Source organism: Haloferax sp. Atlit-109R, from assembly GCF_003665865.1.
GTDB classification, from domain to species: domain Archaea; phylum Halobacteriota; class Halobacteria; order Halobacteriales; family Haloferacaceae; genus Haloferax; species Haloferax volcanii.
This window is the reverse complement of record NZ_QPLO01000001.1, coordinates 1,261,946-1,286,547: the sequence shown is the minus strand read 5'-3', so window position 1 is coordinate 1,286,547 and position 24,602 is coordinate 1,261,946. Positions and strand designations below refer to the sequence as shown.

Annotated in this window: 31 protein-coding genes and 1 pseudogene; 17 read left to right on the top strand and 15 right to left on the bottom strand. The window is 67.7% G+C overall.

Features of this window, described 5'->3' with window-relative positions; all coding sequences use genetic code 11:
- Nucleotides 1-1,302, bottom strand: a complete 1,302-nt coding sequence (gene hflX, locus DVK03_RS06775) for a GTPase HflX (protein ID WP_006600331.1) — start codon at nucleotides 1,300-1,302, stop codon at nucleotides 1-3.
- Between the two features lie 240 nt (nucleotides 1,303-1,542).
- Here hflX and DVK03_RS06770 point away from each other — a divergent pair, with 240 nt between their 5' ends.
- On the top strand, nucleotides 1,543-1,872 hold the full coding sequence (locus DVK03_RS06770; RefSeq protein ID WP_004063524.1) for an FUN14 domain-containing protein: 330 nt from the start codon (nucleotides 1,543-1,545) through the stop codon (nucleotides 1,870-1,872).
- A 31-nt stretch (nucleotides 1,873-1,903) separates the two neighbouring features.
- On the opposite strand, the gene DVK03_RS06765 is transcribed toward DVK03_RS06770, so the two are convergent.
- Entirely contained in the window at nucleotides 1,904-2,620 is a 717-nt protein-coding gene (locus DVK03_RS06765; protein ID WP_004063525.1) for a ribosome assembly factor SBDS, read from the bottom strand.
- 109 nt (nucleotides 2,621-2,729) lie between these two features.
- Here DVK03_RS06765 and DVK03_RS06760 point away from each other — a divergent pair, with 109 nt between their 5' ends.
- Entirely contained in the window at nucleotides 2,730-3,044 is a 315-nt protein-coding gene (locus tag DVK03_RS06760) for a NifU family protein (RefSeq protein ID WP_004063526.1), read from the top strand.
- A 126-nt stretch (nucleotides 3,045-3,170) separates the two neighbouring features.
- On the opposite strand, the gene trxA is transcribed toward DVK03_RS06760, so the two are convergent.
- A complete protein-coding gene (gene trxA / locus DVK03_RS06755; RefSeq protein ID WP_004043596.1) occupies nucleotides 3,171-3,506 on the bottom strand; it encodes a thioredoxin in 336 nt (111 codons plus the stop codon).
- A 128-nt stretch (nucleotides 3,507-3,634) separates the two neighbouring features.
- Nucleotides 3,635-4,294: a 2,5-diamino-6-(ribosylamino)-4(3H)-pyrimidinone 5'-phosphate reductase gene (locus DVK03_RS06750; protein ID WP_115802529.1), complete on the bottom strand. Its 660-nt coding sequence runs from the start codon at nucleotides 4,292-4,294 to the stop codon at nucleotides 3,635-3,637.
- A 120-nt stretch (nucleotides 4,295-4,414) separates the two neighbouring features.
- Between DVK03_RS06750 and DVK03_RS06745 the strand changes: the two genes are divergently transcribed.
- Nucleotides 4,415-5,524: a glycosyltransferase family 4 protein gene (locus DVK03_RS06745; protein ID WP_115802728.1), complete on the top strand. Its 1,110-nt coding sequence runs from the start codon at nucleotides 4,415-4,417 to the stop codon at nucleotides 5,522-5,524.
- Between the two features lie 59 nt (nucleotides 5,525-5,583).
- Here the strand turns inward: DVK03_RS06745 and DVK03_RS06740 are convergent, their stop codons facing one another.
- The gene (locus DVK03_RS06740; RefSeq protein WP_115802528.1) at nucleotides 5,584-5,961 is read right to left on the bottom strand and encodes a hypothetical protein; all 378 of its coding nucleotides are present in this window, start codon (nucleotides 5,959-5,961) and stop codon (nucleotides 5,584-5,586) included.
- Nucleotides 5,962-6,053: 92 nt separating this feature from the next.
- On the opposite strand from DVK03_RS06740, the gene DVK03_RS06735 reads away from it, so the two are divergent.
- Genes DVK03_RS06735 through DVK03_RS06725 form a run of 3 tightly spaced genes read left to right on the top strand, consistent with a single transcriptional unit; the run spans nucleotide 6,054 to nucleotide 10,013 of the window.
- The gene (locus DVK03_RS06735; protein ID WP_006600333.1) at nucleotides 6,054-7,337 is read left to right on the top strand and encodes a Single-stranded DNA binding protein; all 1,284 of its coding nucleotides are present in this window, start codon (nucleotides 6,054-6,056) and stop codon (nucleotides 7,335-7,337) included.
- Nucleotides 7,334-9,220, top strand: a complete 1,887-nt coding sequence (locus tag DVK03_RS06730) for a rpa-associated protein (RefSeq protein ID WP_115802527.1) — start codon at nucleotides 7,334-7,336, stop codon at nucleotides 9,218-9,220. Before DVK03_RS06735 ends, DVK03_RS06730 begins: the two co-directional genes overlap by 4 nt.
- 4 nt (nucleotides 9,221-9,224) lie before the next feature.
- Nucleotides 9,225-10,013: a metallophosphoesterase gene (locus DVK03_RS06725; protein WP_115802526.1), complete on the top strand. Its 789-nt coding sequence runs from the start codon at nucleotides 9,225-9,227 to the stop codon at nucleotides 10,011-10,013.
- A 49-nt stretch (nucleotides 10,014-10,062) separates the two neighbouring features.
- On the opposite strand, the gene DVK03_RS06720 is transcribed toward DVK03_RS06725, so the two are convergent.
- Nucleotides 10,063-10,341, bottom strand: a complete 279-nt coding sequence (locus DVK03_RS06720; RefSeq protein ID WP_115802525.1) for a hypothetical protein — start codon at nucleotides 10,339-10,341, stop codon at nucleotides 10,063-10,065.
- On the bottom strand, nucleotides 10,338-10,616 hold the full coding sequence (locus tag DVK03_RS06715) for a hypothetical protein (protein WP_004063541.1): 279 nt from the start codon (nucleotides 10,614-10,616) through the stop codon (nucleotides 10,338-10,340). The genes DVK03_RS06720 and DVK03_RS06715 overlap by 4 nt, the downstream gene beginning before the upstream one ends.
- Nucleotides 10,617-10,706: 90 nt before the next feature.
- Here DVK03_RS06715 and DVK03_RS06710 point away from each other — a divergent pair, with 90 nt between their 5' ends.
- Entirely contained in the window at nucleotides 10,707-13,547 is a 2,841-nt protein-coding gene (locus DVK03_RS06710; protein ID WP_115802524.1) for a DEAD/DEAH box helicase, read from the top strand.
- Between the two features lie 21 nt (nucleotides 13,548-13,568).
- On the opposite strand, the gene DVK03_RS06705 is transcribed toward DVK03_RS06710, so the two are convergent.
- The gene (locus DVK03_RS06705; protein ID WP_004043606.1) at nucleotides 13,569-13,958 is read right to left on the bottom strand and encodes a hypothetical protein; all 390 of its coding nucleotides are present in this window, start codon (nucleotides 13,956-13,958) and stop codon (nucleotides 13,569-13,571) included.
- A 91-nt stretch (nucleotides 13,959-14,049) separates the two neighbouring features.
- A complete protein-coding gene (locus tag DVK03_RS06700) occupies nucleotides 14,050-14,451 on the bottom strand; it encodes a helix-turn-helix transcriptional regulator (RefSeq protein ID WP_115802523.1) in 402 nt (133 codons plus the stop codon).
- A 98-nt stretch (nucleotides 14,452-14,549) separates the two neighbouring features.
- Here DVK03_RS06700 and DVK03_RS06695 point away from each other — a divergent pair, with 98 nt between their 5' ends.
- On the top strand, nucleotides 14,550-15,170 hold the full coding sequence (locus DVK03_RS06695) for a hypothetical protein (protein ID WP_115802522.1): 621 nt from the start codon (nucleotides 14,550-14,552) through the stop codon (nucleotides 15,168-15,170).
- A gap of 127 nt (nucleotides 15,171-15,297) precedes the next feature.
- On the opposite strand, the gene DVK03_RS06690 is transcribed toward DVK03_RS06695, so the two are convergent.
- Nucleotides 15,298-15,615 carry a hypothetical protein gene (locus DVK03_RS06690; RefSeq protein ID WP_006600337.1) on the bottom strand — a complete coding sequence of 106 codons (318 nt, stop codon included), beginning with the start codon at nucleotides 15,613-15,615 and terminating at the stop codon, nucleotides 15,298-15,300.
- A gap of 101 nt (nucleotides 15,616-15,716) precedes the next feature.
- Complete coding sequence (locus DVK03_RS06685; protein WP_115802521.1) at nucleotides 15,717-17,945, bottom strand: CDC48 family AAA ATPase; 2,229 nt, start codon at nucleotides 17,943-17,945, stop codon at nucleotides 15,717-15,719.
- Between the two features lie 78 nt (nucleotides 17,946-18,023).
- Here DVK03_RS06685 and DVK03_RS20415 point away from each other — a divergent pair, with 78 nt between their 5' ends.
- Complete coding sequence (locus DVK03_RS20415; protein WP_004043612.1) at nucleotides 18,024-18,158, top strand: hypothetical protein; 135 nt, start codon at nucleotides 18,024-18,026, stop codon at nucleotides 18,156-18,158.
- Nucleotides 18,159-18,222: 64 nt separating this feature from the next.
- Here the strand turns inward: DVK03_RS20415 and DVK03_RS06680 are convergent, their stop codons facing one another.
- Together DVK03_RS06680 and DVK03_RS06675 are read right to left on the bottom strand one after the other, a co-directional pair.
- Entirely contained in the window at nucleotides 18,223-18,459 is a 237-nt protein-coding gene (locus tag DVK03_RS06680) for a hypothetical protein (protein ID WP_004977213.1), read from the bottom strand.
- Complete coding sequence (locus DVK03_RS06675) at nucleotides 18,459-18,887, bottom strand: DUF5796 family protein (protein ID WP_004043614.1); 429 nt, start codon at nucleotides 18,885-18,887, stop codon at nucleotides 18,459-18,461. The genes DVK03_RS06680 and DVK03_RS06675 overlap by 1 nt, the downstream gene beginning before the upstream one ends.
- 147 nt (nucleotides 18,888-19,034) lie before the next feature.
- On the opposite strand from DVK03_RS06675, the gene DVK03_RS06670 reads away from it, so the two are divergent.
- The 5 genes and pseudogenes from DVK03_RS06670 (at nucleotide 19,035) to DVK03_RS06650 (ending at nucleotide 21,605) form a co-directional block, all read left to right on the top strand.
- Nucleotides 19,035-19,904, top strand: a complete 870-nt coding sequence (locus DVK03_RS06670; RefSeq protein ID WP_115802520.1) for a shikimate kinase — start codon at nucleotides 19,035-19,037, stop codon at nucleotides 19,902-19,904.
- The gene (locus tag DVK03_RS06665) at nucleotides 19,901-20,212 is read left to right on the top strand and encodes a chorismate mutase (RefSeq protein ID WP_004063556.1); all 312 of its coding nucleotides are present in this window, start codon (nucleotides 19,901-19,903) and stop codon (nucleotides 20,210-20,212) included. Before DVK03_RS06670 ends, DVK03_RS06665 begins: the two co-directional genes overlap by 4 nt.
- 469 nt (nucleotides 20,213-20,681) lie before the next feature.
- Complete coding sequence (locus DVK03_RS20505) at nucleotides 20,682-20,912, top strand: hypothetical protein (RefSeq protein WP_006600339.1); 231 nt, start codon at nucleotides 20,682-20,684, stop codon at nucleotides 20,910-20,912.
- A gap of 9 nt (nucleotides 20,913-20,921) precedes the next feature.
- Nucleotides 20,922-21,014, top strand: a pseudogene (locus DVK03_RS20480) (DNA-binding protein); the annotation flags it as partial.
- 165 nt (nucleotides 21,015-21,179) lie between these two features.
- Entirely contained in the window at nucleotides 21,180-21,605 is a 426-nt protein-coding gene (locus DVK03_RS06650) for a hypothetical protein (protein ID WP_115802519.1), read from the top strand.
- Between the two features lie 99 nt (nucleotides 21,606-21,704).
- On the opposite strand, the gene DVK03_RS20410 is transcribed toward DVK03_RS06650, so the two are convergent.
- Nucleotides 21,705-21,836 (bottom strand): hypothetical protein, encoded by a 132-nt coding sequence (locus DVK03_RS20410; RefSeq protein WP_255409742.1) that lies wholly within the window; start codon nucleotides 21,834-21,836, stop codon nucleotides 21,705-21,707.
- A 64-nt stretch (nucleotides 21,837-21,900) separates the two neighbouring features.
- Nucleotides 21,901-22,287: a CopG family ribbon-helix-helix protein gene (locus DVK03_RS06645; protein WP_115802518.1), complete on the bottom strand. Its 387-nt coding sequence runs from the start codon at nucleotides 22,285-22,287 to the stop codon at nucleotides 21,901-21,903.
- Nucleotides 22,288-22,393: 106 nt separating this feature from the next.
- Here DVK03_RS06645 and DVK03_RS06640 point away from each other — a divergent pair, with 106 nt between their 5' ends.
- From DVK03_RS06640 to DVK03_RS06630, 3 genes are all read left to right on the top strand, one after another.
- Nucleotides 22,394-23,260 carry a hypothetical protein gene (locus DVK03_RS06640; protein WP_115802517.1) on the top strand — a complete coding sequence of 289 codons (867 nt, stop codon included), beginning with the start codon at nucleotides 22,394-22,396 and terminating at the stop codon, nucleotides 23,258-23,260.
- Between the two features lie 122 nt (nucleotides 23,261-23,382).
- Nucleotides 23,383-24,024 carry a LysE family transporter gene (locus DVK03_RS06635; RefSeq protein ID WP_186328121.1) on the top strand — a complete coding sequence of 214 codons (642 nt, stop codon included), beginning with the start codon at nucleotides 23,383-23,385 and terminating at the stop codon, nucleotides 24,022-24,024.
- Nucleotides 24,025-24,120: 96 nt separating this feature from the next.
- Nucleotides 24,121-24,546, top strand: coding sequence for an OsmC family protein (locus tag DVK03_RS06630; RefSeq protein ID WP_004043618.1), 426 nt, complete (start codon nucleotides 24,121-24,123; stop codon nucleotides 24,544-24,546).
- The last annotated feature ends 56 nt before the right edge of the window (nucleotides 24,547-24,602 follow it).

The window sequence follows — 24,602 nt, the reverse complement described above, 5'->3', positions numbered from 1 at the left end:
TCAGGCCGAGTCGGCCGGCACGGAGAGGTCGGACGCCTTCGCCCGCGCCTTCTCGACGATTGCCGGGCGCGCCTCGAACTCGACGTGGACCTGTTCGCCCTCGTACTCCTCGGTCTCGACGTGGGCGTGGTCGTAGAGCCACGAGACGAGGCTCATCGTGTCGTCTGCCATCGGCAACAGGAGGCGCTCGCGCTCCCACGCGGGCAGTTCGTCCTCGACGCGGGCGGCCAGTTCCTCGACGTTCTCGCCGGTCAGCCCCGAGACGGCGACGGGGTTGGGCGCGAGCGCCGACAGCGCCGCGCGCTTTTCGTCGAGTTCCGCCGCGTCGACCTTGTCCACCTTGTTGAACACGGTCACGATGGGCGCTTCGTTGCGCTCGTAGAGCGTGTCGTGGCTCGTGACGAGCTTTTCGCGCATCTCCTCGACAGGCTCGGAGGCGTCCACGACGAGCAACACGAGGTCGGCCCGGTAGACCGAATCGAGCGTGGACTTGAACGACTCCACCAGCCAGTGGGGGAGGTCCGAGACGAACCCGACCGTGTCGGTGAGAAGCACGTCTCGCTTGCCCGTCTCGGCGCGGCGCGTGGTCGTCCCGAGCGTCGTAAACAGCTTGTCTTGGGACTCCGCGGTCGGGTCGAGGTCCGGGTGGAGGTCGTCGTTCTGGCCGACTTCGAGGTCGGCGGCGAGCCGTTGCATCAGCGTCGACTTCCCGGCGTTCGTGTAGCCAGCGAGGGCGACGAGGTCGAAGCCGGATTCGCGGCGCTGTTCGCGCCGGGTCTCCTCTTTGTCCGCGATGGCGTCCAGTTCGTTCTTGATGCGCGAAATCTGGGCCTTGATGTCCTGCTCGCGGCTCTCGTCGTACTCGCCGAGGCCCATGAAGCCGGGGCGCTCGTCGCGCTTCGCCAGCGACGCCTTCGCCTCGGCGCGGGGCAGTTCGTAGCGTAGCTCGGCGAGTTCGACCTGCAACTGCGCCTTGCGGGTGTTCGCCCGCTGGCCGAAGATGTCGAGGATGAGCGTGAAGCGGTCGATGACCTCCGCGTCGTCCGGGAGCTTCTGGGCGATGTTGTACGTCTGGTAGGGGCCAAGCCGGTTGTCGAAGACGACGGCGGCGGCGTCCTCGCGCGCGACGAGCGACGCTAACTCGCCGACTTTCCCCTCGCCGAAGTGGAACGCGGCGTCCTCCTCGCGGGTTTGCGTGAGTTCACCGACAACTTCGTAGCCCGCCGCGCGGGCGAGGTCGGAAATCTCCGTGAGGTCGGCGTCGCCGCGGTCGACGCGCTTCGCGACGATGACGCGACTCATCGCCGCACCTCGATTGTGGGGTACGTAGCCTGCACTGTGTCAGTCGGTACTAGCCGCCGGAGGCACTTAAGCCCCGCTCGGCCGGGGTCACGCGTCGAGATGGCGTCCCGTCACCTCCCGTTCCATGGCCGCGTTTGGTCGCCGGGACTCTTGTAGGTTGCCCGGGCGCGACCTGACAGTTCGATGATGGCGACAGTCTCCTCACAAATCACTTATGCCGACGGGCGGGATGTTCGCCGTATGGACCCCTTACAACTGAGCATCGACCCGCAGCAGCTCGGCATCGAGTTCGGGAGCGGGGCCGTCATCGGCGGCATCATCGGCTTCGCGGCGAAGAAAATCGCCAAGCTCATCGCCGTCATCGTCGGTCTCGAACTCGCCGTGTTCAAATTCCTCGAATCGCGGGGCATCATCACCGTCGACTGGGAGCGCCTCACCGGCGGCCTCGTGAGCGCCACGCAGGACGCCGCGACCGGCGCGCCGCCGGACTGGATTTCGACGATTCTCTCGACGCTGTCCGTCTCCGCCGGCTTCTCCGGCGGCTTCCTCGTCGGCTTCAAGAAAGGATAATCGACGCGTCTCGAGGACGCGCTGTCCCGTCTCAGAGTTCGTCTTCGTCCTTGACGATGCGCGTCTCGGCCGTGCCGCTCGTGATGTTGTTCACCTTGTCGTAGAAGTCGTTTTGCATCCCCGCGGGGAACGTGATGACGCCGACCCACGAGCCGTCGTTCTGCCACTCCTCGCGTTCGAGGTCGCCGTAGCTCCGAATCTGCGCCTGTCCGCTGCCGGCGTACTCGGCGGGGAGTTGGACGGCGACGGTGACCTCGGCGAACTTGATGGGCAACACGGGGCGGAGCGCGTCGAGCGCGTCGTCGACCTGCGACTCGACGGGCTCCATCGGGTCGATTTTGAAGCCGGCCTCTTCGAGCGCGCGCTCGATTCGCTCCGGCGGGTGCGGCGAGTCGTTCATCTGGGGGTTGACCGCGTTGCGGGCGATGCGGTTGATGAGCGACTTGCGCTTCTGTTCTTGCATCTCGCGGCGCTGTTCGGCCGTGATTTGAATCTCTCCCTGTTTGACGACCTCGGGGATGATCTCCAGCGGGTCGGTCGTCCCGAACACCTTCTCGAGGTCGTTCTCGGCGGGGCGGTCGCCGCGGGAGGCGTCCTCGAACACGTCTTCGGCGGCGATGACCTCTTCGAGGTCGCCGTCGAACTCGCCGCGCTTTATCGAGAGCGCCGCGTCCGGGTCGATGAGCACCTCGAACCGCGCGCCGTGAGATTCCAGGCGGGCCGTGACTGCCTCGTCGAGTGAAATCATAGCTTCCGATTCTCTCTCCGTGGTAAAAAGCCCTCGGCGGCGTCACGCAAAATTCGCTGCGGCCCCGTTCGGAGCAATCGTTATGCTCGCCCGCGCCCCACGTCTTCGTATGAGTTCGCAGGCGTCGGAGAAGTCCCTCGAAGAACGGCTCGACCTGTTCATGCGGCGGAACTTCCCCCAAATCGAGATGCACGGCGGCGACGCGGGTATCGAGGCCATCGACGAGGAGACCGGCGAGGTGTGGATTTCCCTCACCGGCGCGTGTTCCGGCTGCGGTATCTCCCCGATGACGATTCAGGCGCTGAAGTCGCGCATGGTCGCCGAGTTCGAGGAGATAGACGCGGTCCACGCCTCGACCGGCGGCTTCTACGACGACGAGCCGGGCGCGGGGTTCGAACCCGACGTGTCCGACGCGCCCTTCTGAGCGGCCTTCTACCATCGCCTTTCGACCGAGCCGACCCCACGAGCGACGACGCTCCGAGCGCGCGCCGCGCCGTCGCTCGCCGTGAGAGATAAACGGAGAATCGGGCCGAACGGAGCTGGCGCCCGCTTACGCGGCGGCTTCGATGATGTCGACGAGGTCCTCTTTGCTCTGGACGCCGATGACCTCTTTGACCTGCTCGCCGCCGGCGTAGAACTGGAGGGTCGGGACGCTGCGAATCCCCTGCTCGCGGGCCAGCTCTTGGAGTTCGTCGATGTCGACCTTGGCGACGACGGCGTCGGTCTCCTCCGCGATTTCCTTCACGGTGGGCTCGAGCATCTTACACGGGCCGCACCAGTCGGCGTGGTAGTCCACGAGAACGACCGCGCTGTCGGCGACGAGTTCGTCGAGTTGGTCCGAACTCTCGATATGGATAGGCGCGTCGGTTGTCTTCGGAGTGCTCATATCTCCACGTATCGGCGCGACACTCTTACCCATTGCGCCTGTTTGCGCGGCGACGCACGACCGCGAAACGCCGCATTCGCGGCGAAAACGGTCGGATTCGCGGACGAGGCGGAGGCGCAGGCGCAGACTCAGCAGTTGTAGGTCAGAAGCACCCCGTCGTCGACCCGCTCCACGTCGCGGAGCGACAGCCGGGGGAAGTCGGAAACGAACCCATCGCCGTCGGCGAGCGTCGGCGCGTCGCGGCCGCCGATGACCAGCGAGCCGACGTAGAGCGTGAGTTCGTCGACGAGGCCGGCCTCGAACAGCGAGAAGATGAGTTCGCCGCCGCCCTCGACCATGAGTCGGTCGACGCCGCGCGCTTCGAGCGCGTCGAAGGCGTCGGGGAGCGACACCCGCTCCGCGCCCGCGACGACGAGTTCCGCCCCGGCGGCTTCGAGCGCCTCGCGCCGGCCTCCGGGCGCGGCCTCGGAGACGAGGAGGTAGGTCGCCGCCGCGTCGTCCAGAATCCGGGCGTCGGTCGGGGTTCGGGCGCGCGAGTCAGCAACGACGCGGGCGGGATGCGGCGAGTCGCCGCGGTCCTCGCGGGCGGCGACGAGGCCGGGGTCGTCGAGCGTGAGATGCGGGTCGTCTGCGAGGACGGTTCCGACGCCGACGGCGACGGCGTCGGCGGCCGCGCGAATCTCGTCCACGCGGGCGAAGTCGTCGTCGCCGCTTATCGTCACCTGCTCGCGGCGTCGAGACGAGAGCTTGCCGTCGAGGCTCGCGGCGGCGTTGACGTGGACGTGCATACTCGCGGGTCGTCGCCGCGGCGAAAACGCCTTTCGGTGAGGCGCTCTCACGGTGTTGCCGGACAGGAATTAAATAGGCCTCTGTGGTACATTGTGTCATCTATGACTGCCAAGGTCCTGATGCTGGGGTGGGGGTTTCCGCCGAACGTCAGCGGCGGGCTCGACACGCACGTCGGCGAGATGTTCGAGCGACTCGAAGACCGGGAGGACGTGGACATCGAACTCGTGCTCCCGGCCGAGTACGCGCCGGACCGCGAAGGCATCGTCGGGGTCCCGACGGGCGAGGGCGACATCATCACCCGCATCGGACGGCTGGGGTCGACGTTCGCGGAGCGCGCCGCCGACGCCGACATCGTCCACACGCACGACTGGTTCGGCTACGGACCGGGGTCGCGCGCGAAGTCGAACAACGAGGACGTGGAGTGGGTGACCACGTTCCACTCGCTTTCGTCGGACCGCAACATCGACCCGCCGCAGCGGGAAGTCGAAACCGAGCGCCGCATCGCCGAGCGGTGTGACCACCTGCTCGCGGTGAGCGAACTCCTCGCCGACAAGGTCAAACGGGAGTACGGCGGCGACTGCCACGTCATCTACAACGGCTTTTCCGAGTGCGAGACGACGGGTCGCGACCTCAAGGCGGAACTCGGCATCGACGGGAAGATGCTGTTTTTCGTCGGCCGCCACACCGACCAGAAGGGCATCTCGCACCTCGTCTACGCGATGGAGAAACTCGCCCGCGACGACGTGACGCTCGTCATGGGCGGGTCGGGCCACCTCACCGCCCAGCTCAAGCGGTTCGCAGAGCTGCTCGGCGTCGAAGACCGCATCGAGTGGGCCGGCTACGTCCCCGAGGAGGCGCTCGGTGACTACTACGCCTCCGCGGACCTGTTCGTCTCGCCGTCGCTGTCCGAACCGTTCGGCATCACAATCGTCGAGGCGCTCTCGACGGGCACCCGCGTCGTCGCCACGGAAAGCGGCGCAGCCGAGGTCCTCCCGGAGGACTGCGTTATCGAGGTCGAACCCGATTCGCGCTCCATCGCCGACGGCATCGAGTACGGCCTCTCGCTGGAGGGGAAACCGGAGTACGAGCCGTACACGTGGGACCGCGTCGTCGACGAGACGGCGGAGTACTACCACAGCATCCTCGACGGGAACGTTGACTCGTCGGCCGGGGCGGACAACGAAGTCGACGCCACCGACGCGGACGCCGCCGAATCGGACGCGAACTGACGCAAAATCGGAGTCGAGGAGTCGGCACTTGGCAATTCGTCCGGCCGGTCGCCCCGCGTTCAGCGGAGGAGGCGCACGTCGGTCACCGGCTCGGGGTGGCGAATCCGGTAGCCGCCGCGGGTGGGCACCATCCCCTCTCGCGGCATCGTCCCGCGGGCGGACTGGTACGGCGAGTCGTCGGTCTGGACCGACTGGTACGACGAGTCGTACGCCGACTGGTAGGGGCTGTCCGACGACTGGTAGGCGCTGTCGCTTGCGGCCTCGGCGTCGAACCCCTCCGGCGGGAGGTAGATTCGCTCGCCGGACGCCGACTGGACGACGACCGCGGAGTCCTTGTCACCTTCCATCACGATGGTCGTCCAGCCGTCCTCGATGGTCACGGAAAACGAGACCTCCTCGTCGGCGTCGCCGGCGTCCGGCCCCTCGTCGTTCGACATACGAGTCCAACTGGCACGCGAGCACTTAGTGATTCGCCCGCGGCCGGTCGCCCGGCAACACTTTTTATCCGACGGGGGCGAATCCCGACTCGATGGAACTCGACCAGCATGCCGAGGAGCTCGCCTCCGCCCTCGGTGTCGACAAAGAGGAGGTCAAATCCGACCTGCAGAACCTGCTGCAGTACAGCGTCCCGCTCGACGAGGCGAAACAGAGCGTCCGACGGAAACACGGCGGCGGCAGCTCCGGCGGGAGCGACGGCGCGCCCGCGACGAAGCGCATCGCCGACATCGACCCCGACGGCGGCAACGTCTCCGTGACGGTCCGCGTGCTCACCGTGGGCACGCGCTCTATCGTCTATCAGGGCGACGAACAGACCATCCGCGAGGGAGAACTCGCAGACGAGTCCGGCGTCATCTCCTACACCGCGTGGCAGGACTTCGGCTTCGAACCGGGCGACTCCGTCGTCATCGGTAACGCCGGCGTCCGCGAGTGGGACGGCAAGCCCGAACTGAACATCGGCGCGTCCTCGACGGTTGGCGTGGAGTCCGAGACGGTCGAGACGCCCTACGACGACCGCATCGGCGGCGAGGCCGACCTCATCGACCTGCAAGCCGGCGACCGCGGCCGAACCGTCGAGGTCCGCGTCCTCGAAGTCGACTCGCGAACCATCGACGGCCGCAACGGCGAGACGACAATCCTCTCGGGCGTCGTCGCCGACGAAACCGGCCGGCTTCCCTTCACCGACTGGGCTCCCCGCCCAGACGTGGAGGAGGGCGCGAGCCTGCGTCTCTCGGACGTGTACGTCCGCGAGTTCCGCGGCGTGCCGCAGGTGAACCTCTCGGAGTTCACGACGCTCGACGTGCTCGACGACCCCGTTTCCGTGACGGACTCCGCGCCGCGTCTGAAAATCGGTGAGGCCGTCGACGCCGGCGGGATGTTCGACGTGGAACTGCTCGGGAACGTCCTCGAAGTGCGCGACGGCTCCGGGCTCATCGAGCGCTGTCCCAAGTGTAGCCGCGTCGTCCAGAACGGCCAGTGCCGCCAGCACGGCGAGGTCGACGGCGAGGACGACATGCGCGTGAAGGCGATTCTCGACGACGGCACCGGCACGGTGACCGCCATCCTCGACCGCGACCTCACCGAGGAAATCTACGGCGGGACGATGGCCGACGCGATGGAGGCCGCCCGCGAGGCGATGGACAAGGAAGTCGTCGCCGACGACATCGCCGACACGCTCGTCGGCCGCGAGTACCGCGTCCGCGGGAACCTCTCGGTGGACGAGTACGGCGCGAACCTCGAAGCTGACGAGTTCGAGGAGACCGACGACGACCCGGCCGAACGCGCGGCCGCCCTCCTCACGGAGGTGCGCGCATGAGCGCCTCGCCGGTCGTCGGCACGCGGGAAATCGCCTACCGCGTCTTCGCCGCCGAGTTCGACGACGCGTCGCTGTCGTACTCCGAGAGCGACGAGGAGCGCGCGCCCAACTACGTGGTCACGCCCACCGGCGCGCGGCTCAACCGGACGTTCGTCGCGGGCGTGCTCACCGAGGTCGAACACGTCAACGACGAGGTGCTCCGCGGGCGCATCGCGGACCCGACGGGCGCGTTCGTCACCTACGCCGGGCAGTACCAACCGGAGCCGATGGCCTACCTCGACGCGGCGACGCCCCCGGCGTTCGTCTCGCTCGCGGGCAAGGCCCGGACGTACGAACCTGACGACGCCGACGTGGTCTACTCCTCGGTCCGCCCGGAGAGCGTCAACACCGTCGACGCCGACGTGCGCGACCGGTGGATCGTCTCGGCCGCCGAGGCGACGCTCCGCCGCATCGCCGTGTTCGACGAGGCGCTATCGATGCCGTACCGCGGCGACGACCTGACCCGCGCGCTCGAAGCCCGCGGCGTCGATTCGACGCTCGCGGCGGGCGTCCCCCGCGCCATCGACCACTACGGGACGACCCGAACCTACCTCGACGCCCTGCGGGAAGTCGCCGTGCAGGCGCTCGAACTCGTCGCGGGCGACCGCGACCAAGTGGACCCACTCGATGTCGCACCCGGCGACGGCGGCGACGCGATGCTCGGCCCGCTCCCCGAACTCGACCTCGAACCGGCCGACAGCGTCGATATCGAGGTCGACGAGGCGGACGCGGGCGAGGTAGAAGCCGACGCGGGCGAGTTCGAGGACGAATCCGGTTCCGAACCGGCCGCAACGCTCGATTCGGAGCCGGAATTCGACGACGGTGCCGAATCCGAGGCCGTCGAGCCGGAGTCCGAATCCGAGCCTATCGCAGAACCCGATTCCGAGCCGGAGTCTGCATCCGACCCCGAGCCGGTCGCCGCCGAGACGACGACTTCGACCGAGGGCCATCCGGAGGCGTCCGAGCCGGAACCGGCGTCTGAGCCGTCCGCGACGGTCGATGCCGAACCGGAGCCGGAACCCGCGGCAGAACCCGAATCCGAACCCGCCGCGGAACCCGACCTCACGTCCGAACCCGAACCGGTGACCGACTCGCTCGACACCGAGTCTGAGCCCGACTTCGACGCCGGGACCGACGACGGCGCGCTCGGTGATTTCGAAGACGACGCCCCCGACGCGGGCGCGACCGACGCCGGTTCGCTCGACGACTCGGGAAGCGGAACCCTCGGCGACTTCGACGACGGCTTCGACGACCCCGACCCCGAGGCTGGCGATTCGACCGGTTCGACCGACTCAGCGTCCGCCGACGCCGACGACTCGGTCGACCCCGACGGGATGTACGAACTCGACGAGGACGAGCGGGCCGAAATCGAATCCGAGTTCGGCACGGAGTTCACCTCCGGCGCGGACGTCGACCCCGCCGGCGAGGCGGACATCGACGTGCCCGACGCGGACGACCTCACAGAGCAACTCGAAGACGAATCCGCCGCGGCCGCCGAGCCGGACCCGGAACCCGCGACCGACGCCGCCGCGGAACCCGAACCAGCGGTCGACTCCGAACCCGAACCCGAGCCGACGCCCGACGCGGCGTCGGACGGGGACGAAGACGAGGCCGACGCTGACGCCGACGCCGACGAGTCCGCCGAGGACATCGACCTCGAATCGGTCGTCGTGGACGCCATGGACGACCTCGACGACGGCGACGGCGCGACCCGCGACGAGGTCGTCGCGGCCGTCGTCGACGAGCACGGCGCGGACCCCGGCGCGGTCGAAGACGCCATCCAGGAGGCGCTCCTCGGCGGCCGGTGTTACGAGCCGCAGGACGGCGTGCTGAAGGCCATCTGAGGCCGTGCCGGAACCGCTCGTCGAACCGATTCCCGGCCATCCCGCCGCGGTAGCGCGGACGAGCAGGCGCGGATTCCCCGAACGGTCGCTCGTCGTCGCTGACTACCACGCCGGTATCGAGGCCGGCCTGCGGTACGAACGCGGGGTGGAACTCCCGTCGAAGGCCGCGGTCCGCCGCGAGCGCCTGCTGTCGCTTCTCGACCGGACCGACGCCGACCGACTGGTCGTCCTCGGCGACCTCGGCCACCGCATCGGCGACCCGGACGGCGACGAGGCCGAGGAACTCCGCGACCTCGCGGCCGTCGTGGCCGACCGCGCCGAACTGACGGTCGTCCCCGGCAACCACGACGGCGGCCTCGCGGACTTCTTCGGTGACGACGACGACGTGGAGGTGACCGACCCCGCGGGCGTCCGCCTCGGCGACGTGGGATTCTGCCACGGCCACACGTGGCCCTCGCGGGAAGTGCTCGCCGCCGACGTGGTCTGCTCGGCCCACGAACACCCGGCGGTCAGGCTGGAAGACGAGGTCGGCGGCGCGCGGAAAGAGCGCGTCTGGCTCCGCGGCGCTCTCGCTCCCGAAGTGTTCGCGGAACACCACGAGGTCGCCCCCGCCGAAGTCGCGCGAGCCGACGCCGAACTCGTGGTGTTCCCGGCGTTCAACGACACCTCGGGCGGGACGTGGGTCAACGTCCCCGGGCAGGGCTTTCTCTCGCCGTTCCTGCCCGGCGGCCTCGCGGACGGCGAGGCCTACCTGCTCGACGGCACGCGGTTGGGCGACTACCGGAACGTCTGACTCGGGTCGTCGCGGTCGCTAACCGCGGCTTCCCGTTTTTCCGACCCGCCTACGCGAAGACGAACGTGAGCGTACCGAGCACGAACACGGTGACGCTCGCCACGCGGGCGAGTCGCTGCCAGCCGGTCCACTCGCGGAAGAACTCCGGCACACCCTTCTCCCGCTCTCGAACGGCGTAGCCGACGAACCAGAGCGTCGAGAGCACGAGCACCGCGGCGAAGACGAGTTGCCACGCCGCGAGGTCGCCCCGTTGGTTGCCGAGGACGATGAAGAGGTTTCCAGCGGTAAAGCCCGCCTGCGACAGCCAAAAGGACCGTTCGGGCGTCACGTCACCACCGCGTACAGTTGGAAGGCGATGCCGACCGTGTAGAGCCCGGCGGCGGCGACGACGAGGTAGACGAGCGGCCCCCAATCGGACGGAAATCGGGCGCGGTCGGGGTCGCGGAGGGCGACGACCGCCCCATAGATGACGGTGACCGCGCCGGCGGCCGCCGCCGCGGTGCCGATATCGGCGGCTCCCGTTGCGAGGTCGAGCGCGACGCCGACGGCGGCCGAGAGTCCGAAGACGACGAACGCGAACCAGTAGGCTCGTTTCGGGGACACGCCCGAAATTGATTCACGGACGACATGAATCTCCCGGTGGGGACCGCCCCGAGCGGTGCGCTTAATCGCCTCGAACCGTAACCTCGGGCGATGCCAGACGGCGAGGCCGCCGCCGGAATGGACGCCTTCGCGACGCTCTCGTCGCCCGTTCGGAACGCGCTCTCGGAGCGCGGCTTCACGACGCCCACCGAGCCGCAGCGCCGGGCGATTCCGCCGCTTTCGGACGGGAAACACGGCCTCATCATCGCGCCCACGGGCACCGGCAAGACCGAGACGGCGATGCTGCCGGTGTTTTCGGCCATCGCCGACGCCGATGACCGATTCGGGATTTCGGCGCTCTACATCACCCCGCTTCGGGCGCTGAACCGCGACATGCGCGAGCGACTCGACTGGTGGGGCGAACGGCTCGACATCGACATCGACGTTCGCCACGGCGACACCACGCAGTACCAGCGCCAGAAGCAGGCGAACGACCCGCCGGACGTGCTGGTGACGACGCCCGAGACGTTGCAGGCGATGCTCACGGGGAAGAAGCTCAGAAAGGCCCTCTCCGACGTCCACCACGTCGTCGTCGACGAGGTCCACGAACTCGCGTCGGCCAAGCGCGGCGCGCAGTTGACAATCGGTTTGGAGCGCCTCCGCGAGTTGGCCGGGGCGTTCCAGCGAATCGGCCTCTCGGCGACGGTCGGGTCGCCCGACGAGGTCGGGAAGTTCCTGACCGGCGACCGCCCGTTCGAGGTCATCGAGGTCGACGTGGACAACCGCGTCGAGTTCGAGGTGGTCCGTCCCGAGGTGACGAACGAGGACGAGGCGCTGGCGGGGAAACTCGCCACCGACCCCGAGATAGCGAGTCACGTCCGGACGATTCGAGATATCGTCCGCGACCACGAGTCGGTGCTCGTCTTCGTCAACACCAGACAGACCGCGGAGGCGCTCGGCTCGCGGTTCAAGTCGCTCGGCGACCCCATCGAGGTCCACCACGGCTCGCTGTCGAAAGACGTGCGCATCGACGTGGAAGACCGCTTCAAGGCCGGCGAGTTGGACGCGCTCATCTGCACGTCGTCGATGGAACTCGGTATCGACGTGGGCCGGGTGGACCACGTCGTCCAGTACAACAGTCCGCGCGAGGTGTCGCGGCTCCTCCAGCGAGTCGGTCGCGCGGGCCACCGCTTGGGCGTCGTCTCCCGCGGGACCGTCGTCACCGACCACCCCGACGACACGCTCGAAGCGCTCGCCATCGCCCGGCGGGCCGTCTCCGGCGAGGTCGAACCCGCCCGCGTCCACCACGGGAGCCTCGACACCGTCGCCAACCAAATCGTCGGCGTCGTCATGGACTACGGCGACGTGTCGGCCCGCCGCGCCTACGAGATTATCACGCGGGCGTACCCCTTCCGCGACCTCGACGAGGACGACTTCCGCGCGGTCGTCCGCGAGCTTTCGGGGAACCGCCTCCTCTGGCTCGACGAGGACAAGGACCTCCTCGAGAAGTCCGGCGGCACGTGGCAGTACTTCTACGCCAACCTCTCGATGATTCCCGACGAGGAGACCTACGACGTCCACGACATCTCCTCGCGCCGCCAGATCGGGACGCTCGACGAGAAGTTCGTCCTCAACTTCGCCGCGCCGGGCGCGACGTTCATCCAGCGCGGCGAGATGTGGCGCGTCAACGACGTGGACGACGAGGAGGCGCGGGTGAACGTCTCGCCCATCGAGGACCCCGGCGGCGAGGTGCCGTCGTGGGTCGGCTCGGAGATTCCGGTGCCCGCGCCGGTCGCCGGCGAGGTGGGCGAACTCCGCGACGTGGCCGCGCCGCAGTTCGCGTCCGGGGCCGACCGCGAGGCCGTCGCCCGCGACATCGCCATGCGCTACCCGACCGACGAGGCCACGGTCAGGTCGGCGCTCGGCCCCATCGAGAAACAGGTCGAGGCCGACGCGCCGATTCCGACGGCGAACAGGCTCGTCCTCGAAGGCTCGCCCCGGAAGGTGACGCTGAACTCGCCGTACGGCCACCGGGTGAACGAGACGCTCGGGCGGCTCCTGTCGGCGCTCATCGGCCAGCGAACCGGCTCCTCGGTCGGCATGGAGGTCGACCCCTACCGCGTCGAGTTCGACGTGCCGGGGAAGGTCCGCCCGACGACGTTCGCCGAGGTGCTCCGCGGGACCGACCCCGACCACGTCGAGGCGCTGCTCGAACTCGCGCTCAAGCGGTCGGACTCGCTGAAGTTCACGCTCGCGCAGGTGGCCGCGAAGTTCGGCGCGCTCAAGCGCTATCAGGGGAAGGGCCGCTTCGGCGGCGACCGTCTCCTCGCCGCGCTGGAGGACACGCCCGTCTACGACGAGGCCGTCCGCGAGGTGTTCCACACCGACCTCGCCGTCGAGGAGACGGTCGAACTGCTCCGCCGCGTCCGCGACGGCGACGTGGAACTCGCCGTCGCCCGCGAACCGACCGCCATCGGCACCGGCGGCCGCGGGTCGGGGACCGACCTGCTCGTTCCCGAGAACGCCGACGCGAGCGTCATCGAGACGGTCCGCGACCGGATTCAGAACGACCGCGTGCTGTTGGCGTGTCTCCACTGCAAGGATTGGACTCGCAAGACGAAGGTCAAGCGCGTCCGCGAGCCAGTGACGTGCCCCGAGTGCGGCGCGACCCGCGTCGCCGCGCTCAACCCGTGGGACGACGAGACGGTGAAAGCGGTTCGCGCGCCGGAGAAAGACGACGAACAGGAGCGACTGACGAAGCGGGCCTACCGCTCGGCGAGTCTGGTGCAGACCCACGGCGAGCGGGCGGTCGTCGCGCTCGCGGCCCGCGGGGTCGGCCCGCACAACGCAGCGCGCATCATCAACAAACTCCGCGAGGACGAAGACGACTTCTACCGCGACATCCTCGAACGGGAGCGCGAGTACGCCCGCACGCAGTCGTTCTGGGACTGACAGAGCGGCCGGGTTCGACGCTTACTCCTCGATGGCCCACTCGTCGAGAATCTCGGTCGTCGCGGCCGCCAGCGCCTCGAAGTCCTGCATCGAGATGCCGTCGGTCGTGACGAAGACGCCGAAGTCCTCGACGGTGATGCGGACGAGGTAGCCGTTTTCGAACACGCGAATCGTGTACTCGTAATCGCCGAGTTCGGACCCGCGGTAGGCGTCCTGTGTCATCTTGAAGTCGTGCCACTCGTTGCCGATAAAGGAGTTCAGGTCGGCCTCCTGTTCGAGGTCCTCGCGGAGGTACACCTGCACGTAGTCGAAGCGGTTGAAGTAGGTGAGCGAGCGGAGGCTGTCGCCGACGGCCGTGCGGCAGACGGTGACGAGCTTTTCCTCTGCTTCCTCGGGGAGGAGATTGGACATCGCTTCAGCCTGTGCGAGCGAGTGCCAAATAGGCGGCGGCTTCGGCAGTAGACGGGTGCGGGCTGAGACGCGGCGGTCGCCCGCGACGCTGCTACTCCGACGCGTAGGCGTCCCGATAGTCGCGCTCGCGCCGGATGAGCTCCTCGACGCCGTGTTCGAGGATGTCGGAGCCGAGCGACGTGGCGCGGTAGTACGAAAACAGCCCCTCGTCGTCGGCCTGCGACCGCTTTCGCTTCTCGACCAACCCGGCGTCGACGAGTTTGTTGAGGTGGTAGTGCAGCGTGTTCGCCTGCACGTCGAGCGCCTCGGCCAGCGCTTTCGGACTTCGCTCGCCGAAGTTGACCAGGCGGTACAGCAGGGTAAAGCGCGTCCGGTCGCCGAGTGCGGCCTGCATGTCGAGGTACTCGTCCAGCGTGAGGACGCTCGTCGGCGGCAGCAACTCGGCGGGGTCCTCGGGGAGGCCGTCCGAATCGACCGGGTCGTTCGTCGCCATCTCGGTTCGCTAGACGGAGCGTATCGGTTTAACAGTTCTTGAGTCGAACTCCGCTGAAAAATCCCGACTTTATATACTGCCGCGCGGTACGTGTGTCCATGACGGACGCCATCTCGCGCGACGAGATACGAGCGGCGCTCGGGCGAACGACCTACGACCGGTTTCTCGTCTACGTGATGGGTCCGTACAAGTCGTTCAACCTCAACTACGTCCTCTCGGAGGAGGAACTCGCCGCCATCGACATCGACGACCTCCCGGGCCCGATTCGAAAGCTGTTCGCCGCGCGGGACGAGGTGGACGACGCGCTCGCGCTCCTCCGGCGGGTGCAAGGAACGCTCCGCGCCGACCCGGGCGTCAACGCCTTTCTCGCCGTCGACGTGGACCTCAGCACCGACGAGGTGGACGCCGCGACGCAGTCGCTCGCGTTCACCGCAGCGAGCAACGCCACCGTGTTCGTGCTGCCGTTTCTCGGCCACAACTTCGGCGTCGGCGAGGAGGCGGGGTCGATACTCGAACGGCTCTCAGAGACCCACGGCGACAGAATCGTCTTCGTCCACGAAGCGACGGTCACGAGCGAGATGATTCGCGCGGCGCGCGCCCGCTGGGACCTCCGCGTCGAGACCTACGACACCGAAGCGGAACTCCACAAGCGCATCCGACTGTTCGTCGCGGACGTGATGAACCGCGAGCTACACGGCGACTTGGACCGGTTGGACTGACGCTCTCGTCCGCCTCTTTGTCGGTTAATCCCTCTAACACACACTACGTTACTACCGAGCGCGACTGGCCTGAGTCGGCGCGGTCACGGTGGCCTTCGGGAGCAGGGCCGCCGTCGCCTCTCGACTGCTACTCCCAGCGGTTGGTCGCTTCGTTGCGCCGCGGGAGGAACGGAAGCAAGAGCGCGACGGCGAAGACGATGCCCGCGATGGCGAGGTACTCGGGTGTCCCGAGGACGACCACGACAAGCGAGAACACCGAGGCCTCGCCGTCGGCGACGGCCGAGAGGGCGTCCGCGTCGTTGTTCAGCAACACGAGAACCATGAATATCGCCTCGGCGAACGCGACCCGGAGGCCGGCCTTCGTCACCCACCACGTCGCGGACAGCGGGCCGCCGGTCAACGCGTCCCACTCCCGGCGGACCTTCCGCCGCCACGCCGCGTTCACGACACACCTCTGTTGCGAGTGAACATGGGACACAGTACGCGGCGAAACGAGATAATCTCGCAGGTGAGCGGGAACGGGCGTTCCTCGGGGGTCGCCGCCCGTCAGACCCGCGTCGGCGAGACCGATTCCAGCGCCGCATCGAAGTGCGCGCGGGTGATGCGCACCTCGTCGGCGTGCTCGTTCGCCTCGGTGCCCTCGTAGGCGTCGGCCACGTCCTGAATCGCCCGGAGCGCGGCCTCGCGGCAGACCGCGGCCACGTCGGCCCCGGTGTAGCCGTCCATGTGGGCGGCCACGTCGCCGAGGTCCACGTCGGTGCCGAGCGGCTTGTTTCGGACGTGCACGTCGAGGATGGCGCGGCGCGCCTCGATGTCGGGGGCGGGGACCTCGACGTGGGTCTCCAGTCGGCCGGGTCGGAGGAGCGCGGGGTCGAGCGCGTCCCGGCGGTTCGTCGCCGCGAGGACGACGAGGTTCGGGTTGTCGGCGGCGTTGTCCATCTCCGTCAGGAGTTGCGAGACGACGCGCTCGGAGACGCCCGAGTCGGAGCCGGCGCTGTCGCGGTCGGTGGCGATGGCGTCTATCTCGTCGAAGAAGACGATACTCGGCGCGGCCTGTCGGGCGCGGTCGAACACCTCGCGGACGGATTTTTCGGACTCACCGACGTAGCGGTCGAGCAGTTCCGGGCCGGCGACGTGGATGAAGTTGACGCCGCTTTCGGCCGCGATGGCGCGGGCGAGCATCGTCTTGCCGGTGCCCGGCGGGCCGTGGAGGAGCACGCCGGTCGGCGGGTCGGTCGAGGCCGCCTCGAACAGCGGCGCGTAGGTCAGCGGCCACGTCACCGCGCGTTCGAGCGTCCGCTTCACGTCGTCGAGGCCGCCGACGCCCTCGAACCCCTCGGTCGGTTGTTCGGCGACGTACTCGCGCATCGCAGAGGGTTCGACCGTCGCCATCGCCGACTCGAAGTCGGCGCGCGTGACGGTCATGTCCGCGACGGCGACGCGTCCCTCCTCGTCTCCGCCCTCGTCTCTGCTTCCGCTTCCGCTTCCGCCCTCCCGGCGGACGCGCCGGAGCGCGGTCATCGCGGCCTCCTTGGCCAGCGATTCGAGGTCGGCACCGACGAAGCCGTGGGTTCGGGAGGCCAGTCGGTCGATGTCCACGTCCTCCGCGAGGGGCATTCGCCGGGTGTGCACGTCGAGAATCTCGCGGCGGCCCGCCTCGTTCGGGACGCCGATTTCGATTTCGCGGTCGAAGCGGCCGCCGCGGCGGAGCGCCGGGTCGAGGCTGTCGACGCGGTTCGTCGCGCCGATGACGACCACGTCGCCGCGGGCGTCCAGCCCGTCCATGAGCGACAGCAGTTGGCCGACGACGCGGTTTTCGAGGTCGCCGCCGTCGTCGCGCTTCGACGCGATGGAGTCGATTTCGTCGAAGAAGATGATGGCCGGCGCGTTCTCGCGGGCCGACTGGAACACCTCTCGCAGCTTCTCCTCGGACTCGCCTTTGTACTTCGAGAGCACCTCGGGCCCGGAGATGGTCGTGAAACTCGCGTCGACCTCGTTGGCGACGGCCTTGGCGATGAGGGTCTTCCCCGTGCCCGGCGGGCCGTGGAGGAGCACGCCCTTCGGCGGCTCGATGCCGAGGTGCGCGAACACCTCGGGCTCGGACAGCGGGAGCTCTATCATCTCGCGGACGAGGTCGAGTTCGTCGTCGAGGCCGCCGATGTCCTCGTAGGTGACGCCCGTCGCTCGGCCGCGGCTCCCGTCGTCGCCGCCGTCGTCGCTACCGGTCATGCTCTTGACGGCGTCGCGGACGGCCTCGCTCGCGTCCTTCGAATTCGCCGCCGTCACGGAGACGGTCGTCGCGTCGGTGACGCGGACCACGCCCTCCGGGGCGGTTTCGCTGACGGCGAGGGCGGCCCCGCCGAGGCGTTCGACGCGGACGCGGTCGCCCTCGCGGACCGGGCGGTTCCGGAGCTCCGCCTTCACGACCTCCTCGATGGTCTCGCGGTCCACGCTGGTCCGCTCGAAGGCGCTGGGGCCGGCGAGCGTCACGGACCGCGCGTCTTCGACGGCTATCTTCCTGACGCGGACGCTGTCACCGATTTTCACGCCGGCGTTGGCCCGCGTGTCGGCGTCGACGAGCATCTCGCCCGCCGCCGCGCCGGGGCGGGCGGGCCACATCTTCGCGACCGTCTCTCTGGACCCCTCGATGACGACCGTCTCGCCGCTGAGCACGCCGAGTTCCCGGCGGGCGGCCTCGGGGAGGCGGGCGATGCCGCGGCCCGCGTCGCGTTTCTCCGCGGCGCGGACGACGAGCGTCACCCCATCTTCTGACATACCCCCCGGTTCGGTCGCTCGACCCTTGAGGGTTCGCCCGGAGTAACCGTTTTCCGGGACGGCGCGGTAACAGTACGCATGGTCGCCACGACGGAGAAAGACGGTGCGACGTGGTACCGGTGCGAAGAGTGCGGGATGCTGTTCGACGTGCGGTCCGACGCCGAGGCTCACGAGGAGAACTGCGACACGGACAGCCCGTCGTACTTGCAGTAGCGGGGAAGCGAGAGCGTCGGCGGCGACGGCGGCGAGCGCGAGGGTTATGCGGCGAGCGCGAGAGCTACGCCGGGTCGTGTTCGTCTGCGAGTCGCTCGGCGTGGTCCAGCGAGGTCGCGCGCTCCCAGCGGACGCGCTCTGCGTCGCCGTAGGCGAGCGCCTCCTTCAGTTCGTCGCGGAGGACGCCCACGCCGCGGCCGACGAGGTCGCCGTCGGCGTCGCCGAGTTCGTAGTAGCCGTAGGCCTCCGGAGCCTTCCCGATGGTCCGCTTTTCCAGCGGCTCCCAGCGCTTCCGGAGCATCACTCGGCGACGAACTCGTAGGAGTCTTCGCCCCAGTCGTCCTCGACGAAGACGAACACGCGGCCGCGGGCGACCTCGGGGTCGGCCTCGATTTCGAATCGATGGCCGGGCACCCGCCGGACGAGGACGCCGGGGAACAGCTCTTCTTCTTCGTCCTCACCGAGGATGACGCGGCCGACGCCGCTCGATTCGAGCACCTCGTCGTGGCTCGTGAGGTCGTTGACGTACATCATGACGCCCTCCGTCTCGGTGGGGTCGGTGACGAGGACGTGGACCTCCTTGCCGGGGGCGGTGGCGAGCGTGCCCGTGACCGCCTGGGGGACGCCCCGGTAGACTGTGGTTCGGTTGTCGAGGTACTCCACTTCGACGCCGTAGTCGTGGAGCTCGACGCCGAGCGTGCTCGGGGCGATGTCGTTGCGGGCGCGCATGGCTCACCGTTGCTCCGGGGACGGCAAAAGCGTCGCGTCTCGGGATGACTCGCGCCGGGCGTCGCTTCCGCCGCCGCGTCCCCGAACCTACGGGCGAAAACGGCACGGACCGCCACACATAACACGGTGTGCCGACCTCCCCGAAGTATGCACGGCCGAGCCACCGCCCTCGGGGCGGGCACCGTCTTGAACGCCCTCGCGACGGCGACCGGCTCCGCGTTCGCCATCGACGCGGAGACCACCGCGTCGGTCGAACTGGACGACTCCGGCGAGGTCCGCGGCAGCATCGCGGAGGCCCCGGACGCCGACGCGCATCTCGTCGAGCGCTGCGTCGAACTCGCCGTCGAGGCGTTCGGTGACGGCGAGGGCGGCACCGTCGAGACCGAAAGCGACCTGCCGATGGCCGCCGGCCTCAAGAGTTCGAGCGCCGCCGCCAACGCGACGGTGTTGGCGACGCTCTCGGCGCTCGGTCGCTCGGTCGGCCCCGGCCCGGACGCCGATATCTCCCGCCTCGACGCCTGCCGGATGGGCGTCCGCGCCGCCCGCGAGGTCGGCGTCACCGCCACCGGGGCGTTCGACGACGCCGCGGCCTCCATGGTCGGGGGCGTCGTCGTCACCGACAACACCGAAGACGGTCTCATCGCCCGCGACGAGGTCGACTGGGACGTGCTCGTGTGGACGCCCCCGGAGCGCGCTTACAGCGCCGACGCCGACGTGAGCCGCTGCGAGAACGTCGCCCCGATGGCCGACCTCGTGGCCGACCTCGCGCTCGAAGGCCGCTACGCCGAGGCGATGACCGTCAACGGCCTCGCCTTCTCGGCCGCGCTCGACTTCCCGACCGACCCCGCCGTCGAGGCGATGCCCATCGCCGACGGCGTCTCGCTGTCCGGGACCGGCCCGAGCGTCGTCGCCGTCGGCGACCGAACCGACCTCGAACGCGTCAAGGAACTGTGGGACGCCCGCGAGGGGGAGACCCGACTGACGACCACCCGAACCGACGGAGCACGAATCCAATGACAGACGACACCGTAGACGCCGCCGCAGAATCGTTTCAGGACATGTCCCTCGACGAACTCCGCGAGGAGATAGAGGATATCGACCGCGGCATCGTCGAACTCATCGCCCGTCGAACCTACGTCGCCGACACGGTGGCGAAGGTCAAAGCCGAGAAGGACCTGCCGACGACCGACGAGTCCCAAGAAGAGCGCGTGATGGAGCGCGCCGGGAAGAACGCGGCCCACTTCGAGGTCGATTCGAACCTCGTGAAGGCGATTTTCAGACTGCTCATCGAGATGAACAAGGCCGAACAGCGGCAGAATCGGTAGAATGCATCGATGTTACGACCTATTTTTGAACAGGACAACACGACTTCCGAGCCCGTATGCGAGAACGGACATCGCACTGGTTCCTAATCCAACGCCGAAGAGAAGCGTCAACAGTTCATAGGGTGACTGAACGACGACTGGCGTACCGGACAAGGTGAAATACACGCGAGAGTGTGTTCTCGAACGTGAACGCGCAAAGGAAGCCACTGAGGCTGCCGAAGCCAACAGCAACAGTCCATCTCATTCGACTTTGCCGTGCAAGTCCACGACGTTTGGCATCGGCGAAGACGATTCCAGCGACGAGAAACGAGATGATTGGCGAGATGAGGAGTGGATTCAAGGCCTACAAAATGTTCGTTCGTCATCACTAAATAATGGACAGGTGGCTCAACGGCAGCAAGACGCGGCAATAGAGACGAAAGTTGCGGCACCGAAAGACACAGTATTCTGTGTCCCCGCAGTTTTCTGTATGCCTACTATCACGGTTAACGTAGACGACACCCTCAAAGAGCAGATGGAGAAGCACCCGGAAATCAACTGGAGCGAGGTCACTCGGCAAGCCATCCGAAGCAAAATCGAGAAACTCGAATTGATGGACGAACTGACCGCCGACAGTGAACTCTCTGATGCGGATGTTGACGAAATTGCCGCCAAAATCAACGAGAGCGCACGGAAGCGCGTCGAAGAAGAGTCTGAGTAATTCTGACGAATGAAGTTGGTCGTCGATGCAAACGTCGTCATTTCGGCACTCATCGCTAACTCGAAAACTCGTGAACTCATCGTCACGCTCGAACCGGAACTCACACCGAAGCGCAGAACGGCTTTGCCGCGGTCTCACCGACGAACGAGACCGCACTCTCGGCAAACTCGATGAGATAACCGACTCGCCGTGGCGGACTCCATCGGACCGCGGCGAACCGAAACCGCACCAGAACGCTCATCGAATCTCCCGTCCCATCTCACGCCTATGTTCCTCCCCGACGAAGCCGAGACGTACGTATCGAGTGTCTTTATCGAAGCGGACTTCGATGCCGTGTGGGAGCGCATCTCCGACCCCAGTTCCTTCCCCGAGATGTATCTCGCGTGGACGGCCGACGTACAGCAGATAGACGACGCGACGTACCGAGGCACGGGGCCTGACGGCGACGAGTTCGTCATCCGCCCGAGTCTGAACCGCGAGTTCGGGGTCGCGGACTTCGACGTCGAGGCGGACGGAACCGTAGAACGGTCGCGTTCGCGCTTGTTCGACGTGGGCGACACCGCCTGCGAACTCGTTCACTTGGCGACTCGTTGGGAGGGGATTGACGACGAGTCCTGGGAACGACACAAGCGAGGAACCGACGCGGACCTCGAACGGATGAAGCGACTCGTCGAGTCCGAGTCTTCGAACTGAACGTCATCCTCAGCCGGACTTACTGCTGTCTTCGCGGGATGCACTCCGCGCCACGCAACACGGTCGAATACTTTGGTCGTGTCGTCGTATCTACGGCGTTCACGTCGGAATTAACACCACCGCTCCGGGGATGCTGACGCCGTGGCAGGAGGTCGGTTTGGCGCTCCTTTTGGGACCGTCGTCGCGTTCGCCGCCGTCGGTGGCGTCGTCGCCCGGGCCAACCTGACCCATCTCGACACGGACAGCACGCGGCGTTCGAAGTTCGACTAATCCCATTCGGAGACCCGCCGTCGCGTCACTCGCGGATGACCATCACCTTCACCCGCCGGACCGCGTCGAAGTCCCGAAGCCGATAGGTCAGCGCGCGGACGCGCGCCGCGGGGCCGCGGCAGAACAGCGATTCGAGACACCACTCGCCCTGATGGGTGTGACTCGTGTTGAGGATGACGTCCTGAAACTCGTGTTGCGTCCCGTGAAGCTCGCGAATCACGTCGTGGTGGCGGTAGTCGAAGCCGACGAGCGCGACGACCTCGCCGGAGACGTCTTCGAGTCGGGCGTGGGACTCGACGAACTCACGCATGGCCTCTCGAACCGCCCGCGACCGGTTTTCGATGCCCTCGTCGCGCCACGCCCGGTCGAACTCAGCGACCAGTTCGTCGGGGACGTTGAAACTCGTCCGCATTACCTCCAACTGACGCGTACAGCTACAAGAGTGCTCGTTATGACGATACCCGCGATTCGGTATTAACAACCCCTATACCCGTTGTTTGCCACGGATACGGTAGCACATGGCCACGAACGAACTGCTCGGCCTCGTCGCCGGCGCGGTACTCCTCGGAGCCGTCCACGGCGTCGAACCGGGTCACGGCTGGCCCGTCGCCGCGTCGTACGCGCTCGACCAAGCGAACAAGTGGGTGTACGGGTTCGCGGCGAGTTTCATCCTCGGGGTCGGCCACCTCGTCAGCAGTATCGCGATGGTGGGCGTGTTCTTCTACGCGAAGGCGTACTTCGACCTCACGCAGGTCAACGAGCCGATTACGGTACTCGGCGGCGTCCAAATCGGCGGCCCGGTCAGTCTCGTCGCCGGCGTCTTGCTCATCGTACTCGGTATCCGAGAGTACACCCACGGGCATTCTCACGGCACGCACGGGCACGACGACGACGACCACGGGGGCCACAGCCACGGCGATGACCACGGCCACTCGCGCGACCACGGCGAGGGCCATGACCACGGCCACGAACACTCGCACGACGGCGACCAGAGCCACTCACGCGACCACGACGGCAACGGGCTGTTTGCCCGCTTGAAGCGTTTCGTCCCCTTCGTCGGCGGACACTCCCACTCGCACGGCGACCTCGACGACGCCGCGGACCGCGGTCTCCTCGGTATCGCGTGGTTCGCGTTCGTCCTCGGCTTCGCCCACGAGGAGGAGTTCGAGATTATCGCGCTCTGCGCCGGGTCGAACTACTGTCTCGAACTGATGAGCGCCTACGCCGTCACCGTCGTCGTCGGCATCGTCGGGCTGACGATGCTGCTGATTGCGGGCTACGAGCAGTACGAAGACGAAGTCGAGAAGTACACGCCGTATCTCCCGGCGTTCTCCGCGGCCGTGTTGGTCCTGATGGGCCTCGGCTTCATCACGGGACTGTTCTGAGCGGGTCCGACCACCCGGCCCCAACGTCGATTGCGACGGCGGTCCGTTCGGCCCCGGCGATAGAGCTATCACCCGGCGACGCATCGGAGCGGTCACGAAGGTGATGTCTATTAACCGCCACAATCGGAATCTTCGTCCGCGGACTCGTTCTCGGCGTCTCGATAGCCGCGCCGGTCGGTCCAATCGGCGTCCTGTGCATCCAGCGAACGCTTTCTAAGGGCCGGCGCTCCGGCTTCGTCAGCGGACTCGGAGCGGCGTCCGCGGACGCGGTCTACGGGGCCATCGCGGGGTTCGGCCTCGCCGCGCTCTCGTCGGTGCTGCTCGGCCACCGCAACGCAATCGCGCTCGCTGGTGGGGCGATTCTCCTGTACATCGGCATCCGGTCGATTCGGGGCGACCCGGCGTCCGTCGAGTCGGCACCGACGACCGAGCAGTCGGCCGTCGTGTCGCCCGACTCGAACGCCCGGACGCTCGCGGCCGACTTCGGGTCGACGTTCCTCCTGACGCTGACGAACCCGGTGACGATACTGGCGTTCGTCGGCATCTTCGCCGGCTTGGGCGTCGGCGTCTCGGGCGACTACCTCGCGGCGGCGGTCCTCGTCGCGGGCGTCTTCGCCGGGTCGGCGCTCTGGTGGTTCGTCCTGAGCGCCGCCGTCGACCGCGTCCGGGAGCGAGTCACCCCGGCGGTCCTCCGCCGGGTGAACCAACTCGCGGGCGTCGTCATCGTCGGGTTCGGCGTCGCGGCGCTCTGGAGCGGCCTGTGACGGGCCACCCGGCACCTCCGCATCCCGCCGGTTCGGTCCCCTCGAACGCTTCGCCGCCGCTATCTCCATATCGCTTGCGACCGTAGTGTGCGTGTCATGCCCACGCACAAGGCGGAGACCACGTGGACCGGCGGCAAAGACGGAAGCGGCGAGTTCTCGACCGAGAGCGGGACCGTCGAGGGGACGTTCACGTTCCCGACGCGGTTCGAAGACGAACTCGGGTCGAACCCCGAGGAGCTCATCGGCGCGGCCCACTCCGGCTGTTTCTCGATGCAGTTGACCGCGTTCCTCGAAGGCGAGGGCTACGCGCCGACGAGCCTCCACACCGCGGCCGACGTGCATCTCGACCCGGCCGACGGCGGCGGCTTCGAAATCTCGCGCATCGACCTGACGCTCGACGCCGACGTGCCCGGCATCGACGAGGAGACGTTCGACGACCTCGCCCAGCGCGCAAAGGAAAACTGCCCGGTGTCGAAGGCGCTCGCCGGGCCGGAACTCACGCTGACCGCGACGCTCGCCTGAGGGCGCGCGTCGCCTGCCGTGTTGTTTTTGTGAGCCGACCGAGTCGGCCGCGACAC

What these genes read in the sequence shown, in the direction of transcription:
- DVK03_RS06700 (WP_115802523.1), bottom strand. Translation starts at nt 14,451, where the DNA reads ATGGCGACGAACGACCCGGTCGATTCGGACGGCCTCCCCGAGGACCCC.
- DVK03_RS06680 (WP_004977213.1), bottom strand. Translation starts at nt 18,459, where the DNA reads ATGCTCCGGAAGCGCTGGGAGCCGCTGGAAAAGCGGACCATCGGGAAG.
- DVK03_RS06710 (WP_115802524.1), top strand. Translation starts at nt 10,707, where the DNA reads ATGCCAGACGGCGAGGCCGCCGCCGGAATGGACGCCTTCGCGACGCTC.
- DVK03_RS06675 (WP_004043614.1), bottom strand. Translation starts at nt 18,887, where the DNA reads ATGCGCGCCCGCAACGACATCGCCCCGAGCACGCTCGGCGTCGAGCTC.
- DVK03_RS06645 (WP_115802518.1), bottom strand. Translation starts at nt 22,287, where the DNA reads ATGCGGACGAGTTTCAACGTCCCCGACGAACTGGTCGCTGAGTTCGAC.
- DVK03_RS06770 (WP_004063524.1), top strand. Translation starts at nt 1,543, where the DNA reads ATGGACCCCTTACAACTGAGCATCGACCCGCAGCAGCTCGGCATCGAG.
- DVK03_RS06670 (WP_115802520.1), top strand. Translation starts at nt 19,035, where the DNA reads ATGCACGGCCGAGCCACCGCCCTCGGGGCGGGCACCGTCTTGAACGCC.
- hflX (WP_006600331.1), bottom strand. Translation starts at nt 1,302, where the DNA reads ATGAGTCGCGTCATCGTCGCGAAGCGCGTCGACCGCGGCGACGCCGAC.
- DVK03_RS20415 (WP_004043612.1), top strand. Translation starts at nt 18,024, where the DNA reads ATGGTCGCCACGACGGAGAAAGACGGTGCGACGTGGTACCGGTGCGAA.
- DVK03_RS06640 (WP_115802517.1), top strand. Translation starts at nt 22,394, where the DNA reads ATGGCCACGAACGAACTGCTCGGCCTCGTCGCCGGCGCGGTACTCCTC.
- DVK03_RS20505 (WP_006600339.1), top strand. Translation starts at nt 20,682, where the DNA reads ATGCCTACTATCACGGTTAACGTAGACGACACCCTCAAAGAGCAGATG.
- DVK03_RS06765 (WP_004063525.1), bottom strand. Translation starts at nt 2,620, where the DNA reads ATGATTTCACTCGACGAGGCAGTCACGGCCCGCCTGGAATCTCACGGC.
- DVK03_RS06650 (WP_115802519.1), top strand. Translation starts at nt 21,180, where the DNA reads ATGTTCCTCCCCGACGAAGCCGAGACGTACGTATCGAGTGTCTTTATC.
- DVK03_RS06740 (WP_115802528.1), bottom strand. Translation starts at nt 5,961, where the DNA reads ATGTCGAACGACGAGGGGCCGGACGCCGGCGACGCCGACGAGGAGGTC.
- DVK03_RS06760 (WP_004063526.1), top strand. Translation starts at nt 2,730, where the DNA reads ATGAGTTCGCAGGCGTCGGAGAAGTCCCTCGAAGAACGGCTCGACCTG.
- DVK03_RS20410 (WP_255409742.1), bottom strand. Translation starts at nt 21,836, where the DNA reads ATGGGTCAGGTTGGCCCGGGCGACGACGCCACCGACGGCGGCGAACGC.
- DVK03_RS06745 (WP_115802728.1), top strand. Translation starts at nt 4,415, where the DNA reads ATGCTGGGGTGGGGGTTTCCGCCGAACGTCAGCGGCGGGCTCGACACG.
- DVK03_RS06695 (WP_115802522.1), top strand. Translation starts at nt 14,550, where the DNA reads ATGACGGACGCCATCTCGCGCGACGAGATACGAGCGGCGCTCGGGCGA.
- DVK03_RS06735 (WP_006600333.1), top strand. Translation starts at nt 6,054, where the DNA reads ATGGAACTCGACCAGCATGCCGAGGAGCTCGCCTCCGCCCTCGGTGTC.
- DVK03_RS06685 (WP_115802521.1), bottom strand. Translation starts at nt 17,945, where the DNA reads ATGTCAGAAGATGGGGTGACGCTCGTCGTCCGCGCCGCGGAGAAACGC.
- DVK03_RS06750 (WP_115802529.1), bottom strand. Translation starts at nt 4,294, where the DNA reads ATGCACGTCCACGTCAACGCCGCCGCGAGCCTCGACGGCAAGCTCTCG.
- DVK03_RS06665 (WP_004063556.1), top strand. Translation starts at nt 19,901, where the DNA reads ATGACAGACGACACCGTAGACGCCGCCGCAGAATCGTTTCAGGACATG.
- DVK03_RS06730 (WP_115802527.1), top strand. Translation starts at nt 7,334, where the DNA reads ATGAGCGCCTCGCCGGTCGTCGGCACGCGGGAAATCGCCTACCGCGTC.
- trxA (WP_004043596.1), bottom strand. Translation starts at nt 3,506, where the DNA reads ATGAGCACTCCGAAGACAACCGACGCGCCTATCCATATCGAGAGTTCG.
- DVK03_RS06630 (WP_004043618.1), top strand. Translation starts at nt 24,121, where the DNA reads ATGCCCACGCACAAGGCGGAGACCACGTGGACCGGCGGCAAAGACGGA.
- DVK03_RS06705 (WP_004043606.1), bottom strand. Translation starts at nt 13,958, where the DNA reads ATGTCCAATCTCCTCCCCGAGGAAGCAGAGGAAAAGCTCGTCACCGTC.